The sequence below is a fragment of the Mesorhizobium sp. L103C131B0 genome (assembly GCF_000502275.1).
GTDB lineage: Bacteria > Pseudomonadota > Alphaproteobacteria > Rhizobiales > Rhizobiaceae > Mesorhizobium.
The window spans coordinates 178875-194604 of sequence record NZ_AYXC01000003.1 but is presented as its reverse complement, the minus strand read 5'-3'; the positions used below and the strand labels follow the sequence as shown (position 1 = coordinate 194604).

Genomic DNA, 15730 nt, shown 5'->3' with positions numbered 1-15730 from the left:
TTGAACCCCGCTTGAATTTCGCGGCGACGAGGCCTTCCGCTCGCGGCCGACGATTTTCCCCGCAGGCAAATGTCCGCCCGCCGGCGATAACAAATCTCAAATATATGCAAGGTCTCTAATGTTGGTAACTGGCCGCCGTAAGCACGATCTGTGGCGCAATTGCTCAGCTTTCCAAGCTTTTGCGTTGGGAATACTCTTTGCGCCATGATTCGCGGCGCGGAAAAGCGGACCGACGGATCGATACGAGGAGAGGGCAATGAAAACGTATCTTGCGGAAGTTCTAGGGACATTTCTATTGGTGTTTATCGGCACGGCGTCGGTGGCGACGGGTGGCTTTCTCGCCGACTTGCCGCTGGGCCAGGAAGCCATCGGCCTGGCGTTCGGCATCGGCCTGATTGCGGCGGCTTACGCGGTGGGTCCCATCTCAGGCGCACATCTCAACCCAGCCGTCACGCTCGGCGTCTTCCTTGCCGGCCGGCTGCCGGCCAAGGATGTCATTCCTTACTGGATCGCGCACATCATCGGCGCCATTCTGGCCTCGCTGGCGCTGTGGATCATCGTCTCCGGCCAGACCGGCGGGCACACCACCGGTTTCGGCGCCAATGGCTGGGACGTGGCGAAATGGGGGACGAGTTCGGCCTTCCTGTGGGAGCTGATCGGCACCTTCACCTTCGTCACCGTCATCCTCGGCGTCACCGCCGAGAAGCACTCGACGGCGTTCGCCGGCCTGGTCATCGGCCTGACGCTGGCCGGACTGCACTTCGCAATGATCCCGGTGACCGGCACCTCGCTCAATCCGGCGCGTTCGATCGGCCCGGCGCTGTTTACCGGCGGCGCAGCCCTCAGCCAGCTCTGGCTGTTCATCGTTGCGCCGCTGATCGGCGGCGCAATCGCTGGCGTCGTCGCCAAGGCACGCATCTTCGAAAAGGACTGATTTCGAAGCCTGCGAAAACGAAGGGCGCGGGCCTCGGCCCGCGCCCTTCGTTTGGGAGGTTGTATCAGGCAGCGATGTCGAAACGGTCGGCGTTCATCACCTTGGTCCACGCCTTGACGAAATCGCCAACGAATTTCTGCCCGGCATCCGCCGACCCGTAGACCTCGGCCAGCGCGCGCAGCTGCGCATGCGAGCCGAAGATCAGGTCGGCGCGTGTGGCGGTCCACCTGACTGCCCTGGTCTTGCGGTCGCGTGCTTCATAGACCTCATGCGAGCCCGGCTCGGAGGCCGGATCCCAGATGGTGCTCATCGAGAGCAGGTTGACGAAGAAGTCGTTCGTCAGCGTGCCCGGCCTGTCGGTCAACACACCATGCTTCGAGCCGCCGGTGTTGGCGCCGAGCACGCGCAGGCCACCAACCAGCACCGTCATCTCCGGCGCCGTCAGGTTGAGCAGTTGCGCCCGGTCGACCAGCATGGCTTCGACCGACATCGGCGGTTTGCCCCTGACAAAGTTGCGGAAGCCGTCAATTTTCGGCTCGAGCGCCGCAAAGGAATGGACGTCGGTCTGCGCCTGCGAGGCGTCGGTGCGGCCGGGCGTGAAGGGAACCTTCACCGCATTGCCGCCATCCGTTGCGGCTTTCTCGACCGCGGCGACGCCGCCGAGCACGATGAGGTCGGCCAGCGAGACCTTCTTGCCGCTTGCGTTGAACTCGTTCTGGATGGCTTCGAGCTTCGCCAGCACGCTAGCCAGTTCGACAGGCTGGTTGACCTCCCAGTCCTTCTGCGGCGCCAGGCGAATGCGCGCGCCATTGGCGCCGCCGCGCTTGTCGGAGTTGCGGAAGGTCGAGGCCGAGGCCCAGGCGGTCGAGACCAATTGCGAAACGCTGAGGCCCGAAGCCAGGATCTTGGCCTTCAGCAATGCGATATCCTGGTCGCTGACCAGCTCATGGTCGACGGCCGGAACCGGATCCTGCCAGATCAGCTCTTCCTTCGGCACCAACGGGCCGAGATAGCGCGCGACCGGCCCCATGTCGCGATGGGTGAGCTTGTACCAGGCACGGGCGAAGGCATCGGCGAACTGCTCCGGATGCTCATGGAAGCGGCGCGAGATCTTCTCATAGGCCGGGTCGGCCCGCAGCGCGAGGTCGGTGGTCAGCATTGCCGGCGCATGACGCTTCGAGGGATTGTGCGCGTCCGGCACCGTAACCGCGCCAGAGCCGCCCTTCGGCGTCCACTGATGGGCCCCGGCCGGGCTCTTGGTCAGCTCCCATTCGAAGTTGAACAGATTATCGAAGAAATTATTGCTCCATTGGGTCGGCGTCGTCGTCCAGGTAACTTCGAGGCCGGACGTGATCGCATCGCCGGCAATGCCGGTGGCATGCTTGCTCGACCAGCCGAGGCCCTGCGCCTCGATGCCCGCGCCTTCCGGCTCGGCGCCGACCAGTGTTGCATCACCGGCGCCATGGGTCTTGCCGAATGTGTGGCCGCCGGCGATCAGCGCCACGGTTTCCTCATCGTTCATTGCCATGCGCGCGAAGGTCTCGCGGATGTCGCGGGCCGAGGCCAGCGGATCCGGCTTGCCGTTCGGCCCTTCCGGGTTGACGTAGATCAGGCCCATCTGCACCGCGCCGAGATGGCCGTGCAACTCACAGTCGCCGGAATAGCGCTTGTCGTCGAGCCACTTGGTTTCCGAACCCCAGTCGACATCCTGCTCGGGCTCCCAGACATCGGCGCGGCCACCGGCGAAGCCAAAGGTCTTGAAGCCCATCGATTCCAGCGCGACGTTGCCGGTGAGAATCAACAGGTCGGCCCAGGAGATCTTGCGGCCGTATTTCTGCTTGACCGGCCACAAAAGCCGGCGCGCCTTGTCGAGATTGGCGTTGTCCGGCCAGCTGTTCAGCGGCGCGAAACGCTGCTGGCCCGCACCGGCGCCACCCCGGCCGTCGCCGATGCGATAGGTGCCGGCGCTGTGCCAGGCCATGCGGATGAACAGCGGCCCGTAATGGCCGAAATCGGCCGGCCACCAATCCTGCGAATCCGTCATCACCTTGTGCAAATCCTCGATCACCGCGTCGAGGTCGAGCGTCTTGAACTCCGCGGCGTAGTCGAAAGCTTCGCCCATCGGGTCCGAAAGGCTCGACTGCTGGTGGAGAACGCCGATGTCGAGCTGGTTCGGCCACCAGTCGCGGTTGGTCCTGGCGGAGGTTCCATGCGCGACCGGGCATTTGCCGGCGCTGTTGTCGTCGGTCATCGCGTCCATCTTGGCCTCCGAATTGCTGATTTATGTGTTGTTTTTTCCGGGCCGGCCGGGAGCCGCGCCACTCTGGAATGGTTCCAGACTAAGCCGTCTCTTCGATAAAAACAAATTGCCTTTCCTGTTTGTTGCGATAGGTTTTCCTTATGATTGGCTTGACCGTGCGGCAGATGCAATATTTCGAGGCTTTGGCGCAAACGCTGCATTTCGGCCGCGCCGCAAAACTCGCCGGCGTCAGCCAGCCGGCGCTGTCCGCGCAGATCGCCGAGATGGAGCAAAGGCTGAACTGCCGGCTGTTCGAGCGCGGCGGCAAGACGGTGCGGATGACGGAAGAGGCGCAAGCGCTGCTGCCACGCATCGAGCGCATCCTGCGCGATATCAGCGACGTCGAGACGACGGCCCGGCGCGGCCGCCCGGCCATGGAAGGCCGCTTCCGGCTAGGCATCATCCCGACCGTGGCGCCGTATCTTTTGCCGCATGTGCTCCCGGAACTGAAACGGCATTTTCCGTCCCTGCAGCTCGAACTGCGCGAAGCAGTCACCGCATCACTGGTCGAGGACACGGCAAGCGGACGGCTCGACGCCTTCATTGCCGCGCTGCCGCTCGAGCAGCCGGGCCTGGTCACCGAGGAACTGTTCGCCGACCGCTTCTTCATCGCCGTGCCATCCGGAGATCCAGCCTTCGCCTCGCCACCGGTGCCGCCGGAAAGCCTGGCGCTGGAGCGGTTGATGCTTTTGGAGGAAGGCCACTGCCTGCGCGAACAGGCGCTCGCGCTCTGCGGCAGCGTGCGTCCCGTAGCGATGGCAAGCTACGGCGCCACCAGCCTGACGACGCTGCTGCAGATGGTGGCGCATGGTCTCGGCGTCACGCTTATCCCGGAAATGGCGGCGAAGCCGGCCAGCGCCATGCCGGACCTCAAGATCGTGCCGTTCCAGGAGCCAATGCCGCAACGCACGATCTGCCTCGCCTGGCGCCGCAACAAGGTGCGGCATGATGAATGCGTGGAACTGGCGAAGATCATTCGGGGGTTGGATGCGGCGGTGCTGGGGGTGTGAGTCGTTCGGGTCTTGGATGGCGCCTTGGGAACCCCGAAAAGAAACTCAAATCAGGCGCGTTCGAGAATACCCGCCTTGACGGCTGGTCGCCAGATCGCACCAAAAAAAGCCTCAAGGGATAAATACCAGAAATACATACGCGAAAAATACCACGGCATGGACGATTCCGGTCAGGAAGGTCGTCCTTTCGTTGCTAAAGCTTACGCCGCATATGAAAAGCGCTAAAACCAAAAGTACTGCGTCAGCTTCCGGGAGCCCCAGGGTCAACCCTCGTCCCGTAAGCAGGCTGGCTGCTGCGACCGCAGGTATCGTCAAACCAATCGTGGCGCAAGCCGAACCCATTGCGACATTCAGGCCGCGCTGCAGCTCATTGTTGAGTGAAGCGCGAACCGCCGAAATGGCTTCCGGCATCAAAACCAGACCCGCGATCATTGCCCCCACAATGCTGTCAGCCTGGGTCGCCTGGTAAGCAACGAGCGCATCTTCAACACTTGCGGCGACCTGCTCGGCGAGCATGACAATTCCGATCAGTCCGATTACCAGGAGCAGAGCGCTGGAAGAGATGCTTTTGTGAGGGGCGGTTCGCGCCGAAAGGTCGTGTGCCAGTCCTTCGATGAAATCGTCCCGATGCCGGACTGTCTGGGCGAACACAAAGCTTGCATAGAGCAGCACGGAAAGAACGCTTACCAGGCCAAGCTGAGCTGCCGAAAATGTGCCAGGATCGGTGGTGCGCGTGTAGGTCGGCAGGATAAGCGTCATGACGGTCAGTGCGGCCAGAACCGCCAGATATGCGCTGGTCCCTTGCCGGACAATTGCCTGCTTGCGATGCCGCCAGCCGCCAAACGTGAGACACATTCCGACAACGCCGGTGGAGGCAATCATCACTGTCGAGAAGACGGATTCACGTGCAAGCGTGGGGTTGTTCTCTCCATGCAGCATCATGGAGACGATGATCGACACTTCGATTGCCGTCACGGCAAAAGTCAGCACCAATGTGCCGTAAGGCTCCCCCACACGGTGGGCCACCGCCTCGGCGTGATCGAGCACCACGAAAATAGTGATGAACATGATCGCACTCGAGAGCGCTCCGACGAGAATCCTGACGCTCGGCGAACCTTCGTCCACCGATAGCCCGCTGACTCTGACCGCAACGGCCAGTGCCAGCGCGGCCAAAGGCATCGCATAGGAAGTCGCTGATCGTGCGAAACCAGTCATTCAAGCCCCAATGCGTTCGGCGAACCTTGCGGAAGCCTGTCGAGCACCCCAATGTCGTTTAGAAGCCGGGCAGTCCCGTCCCCCGGCCCTCACCCCTCAAGCCGTCTTCTGCACCACCAGCCCTAGCTCCTCCACCATCGCCTCGCGCATCAGAAACTTCTGCGGTTTTCCCGTCACCGTCATCGGCAGTTCGGTGCGGAAGCGGATGTAGCGGGGGATTTTGTAGTGGGCGATCTGGCCGGCGCAGAAGTTCCTAATCTCCTGCTCGGTCGCGATCTGGTTGGGCTTCAGCACGATCCAGGCGCACAGCTCCTCGCCATATTTGGCGTCGGGGATACCGAACACCTGCACCTCCTTGACCTTGGGATGGCGATAGAGAAATTCCTCGACCTCTCTGGGATAGACGTTTTCGCCGCCGCGGATGACCATGTCCTTGACCCGGCCGACAATGTTGCAATAGCCCTCGGAGTCGATCGTGGCGAGATCACCGGTGTGCATCCAGCCATCGCTGTCGATCGCCTCGCGGGTTTTTTCCGCGTCGTCCCAATAACCCTTCATCACGGAATAGCCGCGTGTGCAAAGCTCCCCGGGCGTGCCGATTGCGACGGTGGCGCCACTGGCATCGATGGCCTTGACCTCGACATGCGGGTGGATGCGGCCGACGGTGGAGACGCGTTTTTCCAGCGGGTCGTCGACGCTGCTCTGGAACGACACCGGGCTGGTCTCGGTCATGCCATAGGCGATGGTCACCTCTTCCATATGCATCAGCGACACCACCTTCTTCATCACCTCGATCGGGCATGGTGAGCCCGCCATGATGCCGGTGCGCAGGCTGGAGAGATCGAAGCTGGCGAAATCCGCATGGTCGAGCATGGCGACGAACATGGTCGGTACGCCGTAGAGGCCGGTGCAGCGTTCCTGCGCCACCGCTTTCAGCGTCGCGCCGGCGTCAAAACCCTCGCCCGGGAAAACCATGGTCGCGCCCTTGGTGACGCAGCCCATCGTGCCCATCGACATGCCGAAGCAGTGATAGAGCGGCACCGGGATGCAGAGCCGGTCGTCGACGGTGAGCCTGATTGCCACGGTGACGAAATTGCCGTTGTTCACGATGTTGGTGTGGGTCAGGGTCGCGCCCTTGGGCGCGCCCGTCGTGCCCGAAGTGAACTGGATGTTGATGGCTTCGCCCGGCTTCAACCCTTCGGAGATGCGGTCGAGGCTGTCATGCTCGTCACGGCCGGCCATCGACAGCACGTCGGCGAAATTGAACATGCCGGGCGAGTTGTCATCGCCCATGCGAATGACGATCTTCAGCGCCGGCAATTTCTGCGCCCTGAGCTTGCCGGGGGTGGCCCTGGCCAGCTCCGGCGCCAGCGTCTCGAGCATGCCGAGATAGTCAGAGGTCTTGAAGCTGGCGGCGGTGACCAGCGCCTTGCAGCCGACCTTGTTGAGGGCATATTCCAGCTCCGTCAGCCGGTAGGCCGGGTTGATGTTGACCAGGATCAGGCCGATCCGAGCGGTGGCGAACTGGGTGACCAGCCATTCCCAGCGGTTAGGCGACCAGATGCCGACACGGTCGCCTTTTTCGAGGCCAAGCGCCAGGAAGCCGGCGGCGAGCGTATCGACCGTGTCCGACAGTTCGCTCCAGGTGAAGCGCTTGTCCTGGCCGACGAAGACGGCAGCATCCTGCGTGGCGTATTTGCTGACCGTGCCGGAGAAAAGCTGAGGGATCGTCTTGTCGAGCAGCGACGGGGTGCGCTCGCCGGAGACATGCGCCCTGCCATCGATCGGCGCGATGAACGCCCTGCCGCGCCCGCGCAGATTGGTGGCGTTCTTGAGCTCGTCGAGATTGATCGCCATCGCCGTCTCCTCCCGATGAGTGAGCCTAGCAGCCTGATGGGGTGGTGGAAAGTACAGGCGGTTTCCCTCCCCTCGAGGGGAGGGTGCCTCGCGAAGCGAGGCGGGTGGGGTCCTCGGCGAAGTGCTCGACTTCCTTGGTCACGGTCGACCCGGCTTGGGTCGTCTCGCGTCGAGCACTGCCGGAGCGACCCCACCCGTCCATCCGCCTTTGGCGGCTGTCCACCCTCCCCTCAAGGGGGAGGGAGCGCGCTCATCTTCGCGGCGATTTCCCGCACTAGCGCCTCATCCGCCGGCGCACGATCTTTCCGGGCAGCCACCAGGCAAGCCTGCGACTCCAGCACAACCCCATCGGCCAGCACCTTGAGATGGTTGGCGCGTAGGGTCGAGCCGGTGGTGGTGATGTCGACGATGACATCGGCGAGGCCGGCGGCCGGTGCGCCTTCGGTGGCGCCGAGGCTTTCGACGATGCGGTAGACCTGGATGCCGTGCTTTTGCGAGAAGAACTGCTGCGTGAGCCGCCAGTATTTGGTTGCGATCCTCAGTCGCCTGCCGTGGCGCTGGCGGAAATCGGCGGCGACATCGTCGAGATCGGCCATAGTATCGACGTCGAGCCAGATGCCGGGCACCGCGACCACGACATCGGCATGGCCGAAGCCGAGGCGAGCGACGATTTCGGCGCGCGCTTCCCAGTCGGCGAGGTTTTCGCGCAGCAGATCCTCGCCGGTAATGCCGAGGTCGACCGAACCTTGCCCAATCTCGCCGGCGATTTCGGACGCCGACAGGAACGCCACCTCGATGCCCTCAGTGCCGTCGATGCGGGCGCGGTACTGGCGCTCATCGCCGGGCAGGCTGACGGCAAGCCCGGCCCTGGCCAGTACCTCCAAGGCCTGCTCCTTGAGCCGGCCTTTCGATGGGATCGCCAGCGTGATCATTGCGGCTCTCCCCGCAGCGCTTCGATGCGGTCGAGCCAGACGGAGAAGCCGACGCCGGGGATCGGCGTCTTGGCGCCGAGCAGGGTCAGCAGCCGGTCGTAGCGACCGCCGCCGGCCAGCGGCCGCTCGCCACCAAGTGCTGCGATCTCGAAGACGATGCCGGTGTAGTAATCCAGCGGACGGCCGAAGGCAGCGTCGTAGCGGATCGTCTTTGCAGGCAGGCCATGTGCCTCGATGGCTTTGGCGCGGGCGGCGAATTTTTCCAGCGCCGCGCCCAGCGAAAGCCCGGCAGAGGCCGCAAAACTTTCGAGCGCAGCACTCGCGCCGTCGAGCGGCACGTCGATGGCGAGAAAATCCCTGAGCGCCGCAAACGCTTCGTTCGACAACCGCACGCTGCGCAGTTCGGCCTTTTCGATCAGCCGCCGGGCAATGTCCGCCGGCGCGCGCCCGCCGGAGCCCGACAGGCCGGCCCCTTCCATGCCGCCGGCGATGTGGGCGGAAAGCGCTTCGAGATCGCCATCGAGCACAAGGGCCGCGACATCGCCGTCAAGCTGACCGTTGCGCGGCGGGTTGGCGAGATCGGCGAGTGCTGCCTGCAGCATCGGCGCCGAGCCGAAGGCGCGCGCAAGCCGCATGCGCCAGCCGCGCGGCAAGCCGAGTGCTGCCAGCACCGCCTCGAAGATGGTCTGGTCGCCGAGCGTGATCGCAAGAGGTTGCGCCGGCAGCACCAGCTGCAGCAGCGCGTGCGCATCGGCCAGCGAACGCGCATCGGCCTCGGCTGTATCGCGGTCGCCGAGATCCTCGATGCCGGCCTGAAAGAACTCGTTGCCGCCCTCGCGGCGCTGGCGGAACACTTCGCCGAGATAGGAATAGCGGCGCGGCGTGCCGGCCTGCGAGGCGATGTGGTCGAGGCAGACGGGGATGGTGAATTCGGGCCGCAGACACAGCGTCTTGCCGGTCTCGCTTTCCGTGAGAAAGATGCGGCGGCGCAGATCCTCGCCGGCCATATCGAGGAATGGGTCGGCCGGCTGCAGCACCGCGACCTCGACCGCATGGGTGTTGCGGGTGGCGAAGAGCTTGGTGATTTCCGTCGCGATTGCGGGGCGGGAGGTCATGGGCGGCGCGAGGCACCCCCCTCTGGCCTGCCGGCCATCTCCCCCTCAAGGGGGGAGATTGGCAGCTTACGGCGCAGCGCCTCTTCTTCACCGGCGGAGATTGGCGAAAGCCTACGCAACATCCAATCTCCCCCCTTGAGGGGGAGATGGCCGGCAGGCCAGAGGGGGGCGTTCAAGCGCCACCCTTCGCACGGTCAGCGGCCTGCGCAGCCAAAATCTTCTTCACCTCGGCGACCAGCTCAGCCTCCGGCACCGTGACCTGTGCCGGTCTTGCGGCGCGCCATTCGGCGTTGTCGGTGATCTCAGCCGACATCCGCGCGCCTTCGATCAGATCCTTGATCTGCAGCTCGCCCTTGGCGCGCTCGTCGCCGCCCTGGATAACGGCGACCGGGCTGCCGCGGCGGTCGGCATATTTCAGCTGCGCCTTCATGCCGGCGCCGCCGAGATACATTTCGGAGCGGATGCCGGCCGCGCGCAGATCGGCCACCATCTTCTGGTAGCGACCGAGGCTTTCCGTATCCTTGTCCATCACCAGCACGACGACCGGCGCGATGACATCGGTGGTGTCCAGCTTGCCGAGGTTCTTCAGCGCCGTCATCAGGCGGGAGACGCCGATCGAAAAGCCGGTCGCCGGCACCGGCTCGCCACGGAAGCGCGAGACCAGCCCGTCATAGCGGCCGCCACCACCGACCGAACCGAAGCGCACGATCTGGCCGTCTTCGTTGGGGATTTCGGCGAGCAATTCGGCTTCGAAGACCGGGCCGGTGTAGTATTCGAGGCCGCGCACGACGGAGCGGTCCATGGCGATGCGATCTTCGCCATATCCGGCCGCCCTGACCAGGGCTTCAATCGTCGCGAGCTCGCCGACGCCTTCTTGGTAAGTCGGGTTCGAGCTCACTATGGAAACCTGGTCGACCTGTGCGTTCCTTGCCGTGGCGAGGAGGACTGCTTCAGCTTGCCCGTCGTCCAAACCAGCGCCCTTGGCGAAGTCGCCCTCGCCTTCCTTGCCGCCATCCCATCGGCCCGGCCCAAGCAGAAGCTTCACGCCTTCCGGCCCGAGCTTGTCCAGCTTGTCGATGGCGCGCAGCACGGTCAGCCGGCGGCCGGCATTGTTGTCACCGCCAAGGCCGATCGCCTCCAGCACGCCATCCAGCACCTTGCGGTTGTTGACCCGGATGACGTAGTCGCCACGCTTGATGCCAAGCGCTTCCATCACGTCGGCCATCATCATGGCCATCTCGGCGTCGGCTGCGACGCCCGGCGTACCGATCGTGTCGGCGTCGAACTGCATGAACTGGCGGAAGCGGCCCGGGCCGGGCTTTTCGTTGCGGAACACCCAGCCGGAGCGGTAGCTGCGATAGGGTTTCGGCAGCTTCTCAAAATTCTCGGCGACGAAACGCGCCGTCGGCGCAGTCAAATCATAGCGCAGCGACAGCCACTGCTCATCATCGTCCTGGAACGAGAAAACGCCTTCGTTCGGCCGGTCCTGGTCGGGCAGGAATTTGCCGAGCGCATCGGTGTACTCGATCAGCGGCTGGTCGGCCGGCTCGAAACCGTAGAGCTCATAGACCGAACGGATCGTGGCCATCATCTTCTCGACGGCACGGATGTCGTCCGCACTGCGGTCGGCAAAGCCGCGCGGCAGCCGTGCTTTCGTCTTTTCCGATTTGTCGGCCATGGGATGGGTCTTTTCGCTAAGTAATCGATGACTTATTTGGAGTCGGCGTGTCCTAACCGAAGCGGCTTGGTGCGGCAAGGGTTTGCGCTCTTTCCTTCTCCTTCGAAACAAAACGCACCAAAAGGAAACAATTCCGCCATCGGCGCGGCATCGTGCCGACACAATCAGAGCCGATAAGCGCGCCGAAACAAAGGGTTGGGGCCATGACTGCGGCACGCAAATTCGATATCAGAGACGACGGCTTGCATGAAGTCCGGCTGCGGCCGGCCGAGAGCCGTGCGCAGGTGACGGCGAGCCCCGGTCCGTTTGAGGTCACTGCCGACGAGCGCAAGCGTTCCACCATGCGCGAGGCGCTGATGACTGGATTGCTGGTGATTTATCCGGCCTTTGCGGCACTGGCGGCGATTGTCGCCGGGCTTTTTCTGACGGGCGCCAGCGGGACGTGAGTTCCTTACCCTCCCCCTTGTGGGGAGGGTCGACGCGTAGCGTCGGGGTGGGGGTGCGGCGCCAAGATACCCCCACCCGCGCCTTCGGCGCGACCTCCCCACAAGGGGGAGGTAGGGGGACAGCGCCCTACTTCGGCCTCTTAAAGGCCTTGCGTTCCTTCTCCACCTGCTCCCGGCAAACACACCCCTCGATATGGTCGTTGACCAGACCCATCGCTTGCATGAAGGCATAGACCGTCGTCGGTCCGACAAAGCTCCAGCCGCGCTTTTTCAACTCCTTCGAAATCCTGATCGAGACCGCTGTCGTCGGGTTGGCCCTCAGGTGGGCGAGGTCGACGATCTCCGGCCGCTCCTCCGGCCCCGGCTCGAACTTCCAGAACCAGGCGGCCAGCGAGCCGAATTCATCCACCATTTCGCGCGCGCGTTTGGCGTTGTTGATGGTCGAGACGATCTTGCCGCGGTGGCGGATGATGCCGACATTGGCGACCAGGCGCTCGACATCCTCGTCGGTGAAGGCAGCGACCTTGTCGAAGTCGAAACCGGCGAAGGCCTCGCGGAAATTCTCGCGCTTGCGCAGAATGGTCAGCCAGGACAGGCCGGACTGAAAGCCTTCGAGGCAGATCTTTTCGAACAGCCTGCGGTCGTCGGCGACCGGCCGGCCCCATTCATGGTCGTGGTAGTGCAGATAGTCCGGCAGATTGCCGTGCCAGAAGCAGCGCGTGATCCCGTCGGAGCCGGTAAGCAGTCCGGTGTTGTCTTGCGCCATGGCCAATCCATCCGTTAACGCGCTTTTGCGCTGCATTTACCGCGGCTTTACCAGATTCCTGAACCCGGCGGTAACCACACCAAAAGGTTTACTGACAAAGCGGCATTTTACGCATTCCGATTCATGTTTCGGTTGCCGCTTCGCGCCAAGGATCGCGCAACCGGGGGCAAGTTCCGCCTCCGTCCGTTCGACGATCAAGGTGCGTTCCGATGAAGATCTTTTTGCGTTCCGTGCTCGGCGCCGTGGCCATTCTGGCCGCCGGCGTCACCTCGTCTGCCGCCAACGACCGCTATGCCGACAGGCCGCCGGTGATGGTGAGCCCCGACCTTTCCGCGCCCTGGGTGCTGCAGCTTGGCCGCGCGCCCGGCATCGTGCGGCAGAGCCGCCAGTTCGTGCAGCAGCAGCCACGCCTTCGCTATGCGCAGCCAGCGCGACCCGATCGGGTGCGCACTGCTTCCGTGCAGGCGCCGGCCAAGCGCGTGGTGATGCGGCCGCAGATCAATCCGCTCTATCTGCCGCAGGAAGTCGCCTATGACGGCCCGCAGAAGCCGGGCACGATCGTCATCGATACGACGCAGAACTTCCTGTTCCTGGTCGAGAAGAACGGCAAGGCGCGGCGCTATGGCGTCGGCACCGGCAAGCCTGGGTTCGAATGGTCTGGCACGCACAAGATCACCAACAAGCGCGTCTGGCCGGACTGGCGCCCGCCAGCGGAGATGATCAAGCGCGAGGCTGCCAAGGGCCGCTACCTCCCGACCTATCTGGCCGGTGGCGAAGAGAATCCGCTAGGCGCCCGCGCGCTCTATCTCGGCACGACGGAATACCGCATCCACGGCACCAACCAGCCATGGACCATCGGCGGCTCGGTATCTTCCGGCTGTATCCGCATGCGCAACGAGGACGTGGTTGACCTTTACGAGAGGGTCAATGTTGGAACGACCGTGGTCGTGATATAGTCGGCTACCGAATCATCTGGTTCAGAAGGCTAGACCTTCAGGGATCGGGAAGAGTTTACGGGGGACGGGCCGTGTGGGGATGCGGCCAGTCAGGAAAGGGCAGCCCGGGAAGCCGCGCTGCCCTTTCTCTTTGCGGCTATAGCTGAGCCAGGCTGCGCCAGAACGTCGCGCCAGGGGGATGACGGTTCGCTTTCACGCTGCCTTGCCGCATTTCCCCTGCTATAGGGACGGCCAAACTCCCCTGCGCCAAACTCGCTGCAAAGGTTCAGCCATGTCTCCGCCAGACGATAGCCGCTATCTCCGGGGCGGCCCGGTCGCCCAGCGCATCATGGCATCCGTGCGCGAGGATGCCGCCATCGCCACCGCCGAAGGTTTTCCGCCCAAGCTGGTGTCGATCACCGTCGGCGATACCGCTGCCGTCGATGTCTATGTGCGCAACCAGCGCGCCAAGGCCGCGCTTGCCGGCATCGGTTTCGAGGAGCGGCGGTTCCCCGCCGACATCAGCGCCGGCGAACTCGAGGCGGCGATCCACGGCCTGAACGCCGACCCGCGTGTCACCGGCATCATCATCCAGCGGCCGGTGCCGGCGCATATCCCGATCAAGACGCTGCAAGCGGCGGTGCATCCACTGAAGGACGTCGAGGGCATGCATCCGGCGTCGATCGGCAATATCGTCTACAATCAGCTCGACCTCGCGCCTTGCACGGCTGCGGCCTCGGTCGAGCTGCTCAAGGAAACCGGCCTCGACCTCAAGGGGCTCGAAGTCGTCGTCGTCGGCCATTCCGAGATCGTCGGCAAGCCGATTGCCTTCCTGCTGATGAGCGAAGGCGCAACGGTGACGGTGTGCCATCACATGACGCGCTCGGTGGCGGCACATGCGCGCCGCGCCGATGCGCTGTTCGTCGCCGTCGGCAAGCCGCGGCTGATCAAGGCCGACATGGTGAAGCCCGGTGCGGCCGTCATCGACATCGGCATCAATTCCGAGATCGGCCCGGACGGCACGAGCCGCATCGTCGGCGACGTCGACACCGAGAGCGTGAAGGAAGTCGCGTCCTGGATCACGCCGGTGCCGGGCGGCGTCGGCCCGATCACTGTGGCGATCCTCTTGCGCAACACAATGGTCGCGCTCAGCCGCCAGCGCGCGCGCTACCAGGCGACGTATGGCGTGGTGGACCGGCTGGCAGCGGAATAGCTGCTTACTCGGCGGCGACCAGGTTTCCTTCGGAGACGCCCTCCGGCTTCGGACCACCATAGGCCCAGTCGAGCAGCTTGATCGTGTGCACCACCGGCAGCTTCGCGGCGGAAGCGATCTGGGTGATGCAGCCGATGTTGCCGGTGGCGACGATTTCGGCGTCGGTCGCCTCGATGTTCTTCACCTTGCGGTCACGCAACCTTGCGGAAATCTCCGGCTGCAGGATGTTGTAGGTGCCGGCGGAGCCGCAGCACAGATGCCCCTCGCGCGGTTCGCGCACGACGAAGCCCGCCTTGGACAGCAATTCCTTCGGCTGGCGGATGATCTTCTGACCGTGCTGCATCGAGCAGGCGGAGTGATAGGCGACGACGGTGCCGGGTTTGCGCACCGGCTCGGGCAGGTCGAGGCTTGCGAGATATTCGGTAATGTCCCTGGCCAGCGCCGAGACCCGCGCGGCCTTGTCGGCATAGGCCGGATCGAGGCGCAGCATGAAGCCGTAGTCCTTGATCGTTGTGCCGCAGCCGGACGCGGTGATGACGATGGCATCGAGCCCGCCCTGGTCGATGGCACGCGTCCACGCATCGACATTCTGCCGGGCCGAGGCAAGGGCTGCTGCCTCGCGGCCCATATGATGGACAACCGCGCCACAGCAGGCTTCGCCCTGCGGCACCACGACCTCGACGCCAAGCCTGGTCAGCAATGCAATCGTCGTCTCGTTGATGGCGGGGTCGAGTACCGATTGGGCGCAGCCGGTGAGGATGGCGACGCGGCCTCTCTTCGTCCCCTGCCCGGCATGAATGCCGGAAGAGGCCATTGGCGAGACCGTCGGGATCGAGGCCGGTGCCAGCTTCAGCATCGCGCTGAGCGGCTTCAGGGCCGACACCTTTTCGAACAGACGAATGAATGGCTTGCCGAGTCTCGCCAATTTCAGCGCGGCGCGAAAGCGCGCGGGATAGGGCAGCACGAAGGCCAGCATGGCGCGGGTGAGCCGGTCGAGCAGCGGCCGCTTGTAAGTTTCCTCGATATGGGCGCGGGCATGGTCGACCAAGTGCATGTAATTGACGCCCGACGGGCAGGTCGTCATGCAGGCGAGGCAGGACAGGCAGCGGTCGATATGGGTGACGATCTCCTTGTCGGCCGGGCGGCCGTTCTCCAGCATGTCCTTGATGAGATAGATCCGCCCGCGTGGCGAATCCAGCTCGTTGCCCAATGTCACATAGGTCGGGCAAGTGGCGGTGCAGAAGCCGCAATGCACGCATTTGCGCAGGATCTTCTCCGATTCCGCGACATGCGGATCAGCAAGCTGGGCAAGGGAGAAGTTGGTTTGCAT

At 64.0% G+C, this 15730-nt stretch carries 13 protein-coding genes; 5 read left to right on the top strand and 8 right to left on the bottom strand.

Annotated elements, in window-relative coordinates; translation table 11 throughout:
• Positions 1–256 precede the first annotated feature (256 nt).
• Positions 257–934, top strand: coding sequence for an MIP family channel protein (locus tag X730_RS156605; protein ID WP_023825889.1), 678 nt, complete (start codon positions 257–259; stop codon positions 932–934).
• A 64-nt stretch (positions 935–998) separates the two neighbouring features.
• On the opposite strand, the gene katG is transcribed toward X730_RS156605, so the two are convergent.
• On the bottom strand, positions 999–3194 hold the full coding sequence (gene katG, locus X730_RS156610) for a catalase/peroxidase HPI (RefSeq protein WP_023825888.1): 2196 nt from the start codon (positions 3192–3194) through the stop codon (positions 999–1001).
• A gap of 140 nt (positions 3195–3334) precedes the next feature.
• On the opposite strand from katG, the gene X730_RS156615 reads away from it, so the two are divergent.
• On the top strand, positions 3335–4243 hold the full coding sequence (locus X730_RS156615; protein WP_023681824.1) for a hydrogen peroxide-inducible genes activator: 909 nt from the start codon (positions 3335–3337) through the stop codon (positions 4241–4243).
• 111 nt (positions 4244–4354) lie between these two features.
• Here X730_RS156615 and X730_RS156620 read toward each other — a convergent pair whose 3' ends face one another.
• The 5 genes from X730_RS156620 to hisS all read right to left on the bottom strand — a co-directional run bounded on the left by X730_RS156620 (position 4355) and on the right by hisS (position 11040).
• Positions 4355–5458, bottom strand: a complete 1104-nt coding sequence (locus X730_RS156620; protein ID WP_023681825.1) for a calcium:proton antiporter — start codon at positions 5456–5458, stop codon at positions 4355–4357.
• A gap of 96 nt (positions 5459–5554) precedes the next feature.
• Positions 5555–7315, bottom strand: coding sequence for an AMP-binding protein (locus tag X730_RS156625; protein WP_023681826.1), 1761 nt, complete (start codon positions 7313–7315; stop codon positions 5555–5557).
• A 230-nt stretch (positions 7316–7545) separates the two neighbouring features.
• Positions 7546–8247 (bottom strand): ATP phosphoribosyltransferase, encoded by a 702-nt coding sequence (gene hisG / locus X730_RS156630; RefSeq protein ID WP_023825887.1) that lies wholly within the window; start codon positions 8245–8247, stop codon positions 7546–7548.
• Positions 8244–9362: an ATP phosphoribosyltransferase regulatory subunit gene (locus X730_RS156635; protein WP_023825886.1), complete on the bottom strand. Its 1119-nt coding sequence runs from the start codon at positions 9360–9362 to the stop codon at positions 8244–8246. The genes hisG and X730_RS156635 overlap by 4 nt, the downstream gene beginning before the upstream one ends.
• Positions 9363–9534: 172 nt before the next feature.
• Positions 9535–11040, bottom strand: a complete 1506-nt coding sequence (gene hisS, locus X730_RS156640; RefSeq protein ID WP_023825885.1) for a histidine--tRNA ligase — start codon at positions 11038–11040, stop codon at positions 9535–9537.
• 203 nt (positions 11041–11243) lie between these two features.
• Between hisS and X730_RS156645 the strand changes: the two genes are divergently transcribed.
• The gene (locus X730_RS156645; RefSeq protein WP_023825884.1) at positions 11244–11486 is read left to right on the top strand and encodes a hypothetical protein; all 243 of its coding nucleotides are present in this window, start codon (positions 11244–11246) and stop codon (positions 11484–11486) included.
• A gap of 127 nt (positions 11487–11613) precedes the next feature.
• Here the strand turns inward: X730_RS156645 and X730_RS156650 are convergent, their stop codons facing one another.
• The gene (locus X730_RS156650; RefSeq protein WP_023750651.1) at positions 11614–12252 is read right to left on the bottom strand and encodes a DNA-3-methyladenine glycosylase I; all 639 of its coding nucleotides are present in this window, start codon (positions 12250–12252) and stop codon (positions 11614–11616) included.
• Between the two features lie 209 nt (positions 12253–12461).
• Between X730_RS156650 and X730_RS156655 the strand changes: the two genes are divergently transcribed.
• Entirely contained in the window at positions 12462–13208 is a 747-nt protein-coding gene (locus tag X730_RS156655) for a L,D-transpeptidase (RefSeq protein ID WP_023750650.1), read from the top strand.
• A 271-nt stretch (positions 13209–13479) separates the two neighbouring features.
• A complete protein-coding gene (locus X730_RS156660) occupies positions 13480–14400 on the top strand; it encodes a bifunctional 5,10-methylenetetrahydrofolate dehydrogenase/5,10-methenyltetrahydrofolate cyclohydrolase (RefSeq protein ID WP_023670547.1) in 921 nt (306 codons plus the stop codon).
• 4 nt (positions 14401–14404) lie between these two features.
• Here X730_RS156660 and glcF read toward each other — a convergent pair whose 3' ends face one another.
• Complete coding sequence (gene glcF, locus X730_RS156665) at positions 14405–15730, bottom strand: glycolate oxidase subunit GlcF (RefSeq protein ID WP_023681832.1); 1326 nt, start codon at positions 15728–15730, stop codon at positions 14405–14407.

Bases quoted from the DNA above. Each gene is read 5' to 3' on its own strand.
- X730_RS156660 (WP_023670547.1), top strand. From the start codon at position 13,480: ATGTCTCCGCCAGACGATAGCCGCTATCTCCGGGGCGGCCCGGTCGCC.
- X730_RS156625 (WP_023681826.1), bottom strand. From the start codon at position 7,315: ATGGCGATCAATCTCGACGAGCTCAAGAACGCCACCAATCTGCGCGGG.
- glcF (WP_023681832.1), bottom strand. From the start codon at position 15,730: ATGCAAACCAACTTCTCCCTTGCCCAGCTTGCTGATCCGCATGTCGCG.
- X730_RS156635 (WP_023825886.1), bottom strand. From the start codon at position 9,362: ATGACCTCCCGCCCCGCAATCGCGACGGAAATCACCAAGCTCTTCGCC.
- hisS (WP_023825885.1), bottom strand. From the start codon at position 11,040: ATGGCCGACAAATCGGAAAAGACGAAAGCACGGCTGCCGCGCGGCTTT.
- X730_RS156645 (WP_023825884.1), top strand. From the start codon at position 11,244: ATGACTGCGGCACGCAAATTCGATATCAGAGACGACGGCTTGCATGAA.
- X730_RS156620 (WP_023681825.1), bottom strand. From the start codon at position 5,458: ATGACTGGTTTCGCACGATCAGCGACTTCCTATGCGATGCCTTTGGCC.
- hisG (WP_023825887.1), bottom strand. From the start codon at position 8,247: ATGATCACGCTGGCGATCCCATCGAAAGGCCGGCTCAAGGAGCAGGCC.
- X730_RS156605 (WP_023825889.1), top strand. From the start codon at position 257: ATGAAAACGTATCTTGCGGAAGTTCTAGGGACATTTCTATTGGTGTTT.
- katG (WP_023825888.1), bottom strand. From the start codon at position 3,194: ATGGACGCGATGACCGACGACAACAGCGCCGGCAAATGCCCGGTCGCG.
- X730_RS156655 (WP_023750650.1), top strand. From the start codon at position 12,462: ATGAAGATCTTTTTGCGTTCCGTGCTCGGCGCCGTGGCCATTCTGGCC.
- X730_RS156615 (WP_023681824.1), top strand. From the start codon at position 3,335: ATGATTGGCTTGACCGTGCGGCAGATGCAATATTTCGAGGCTTTGGCG.
- X730_RS156650 (WP_023750651.1), bottom strand. From the start codon at position 12,252: ATGGCGCAAGACAACACCGGACTGCTTACCGGCTCCGACGGGATCACG.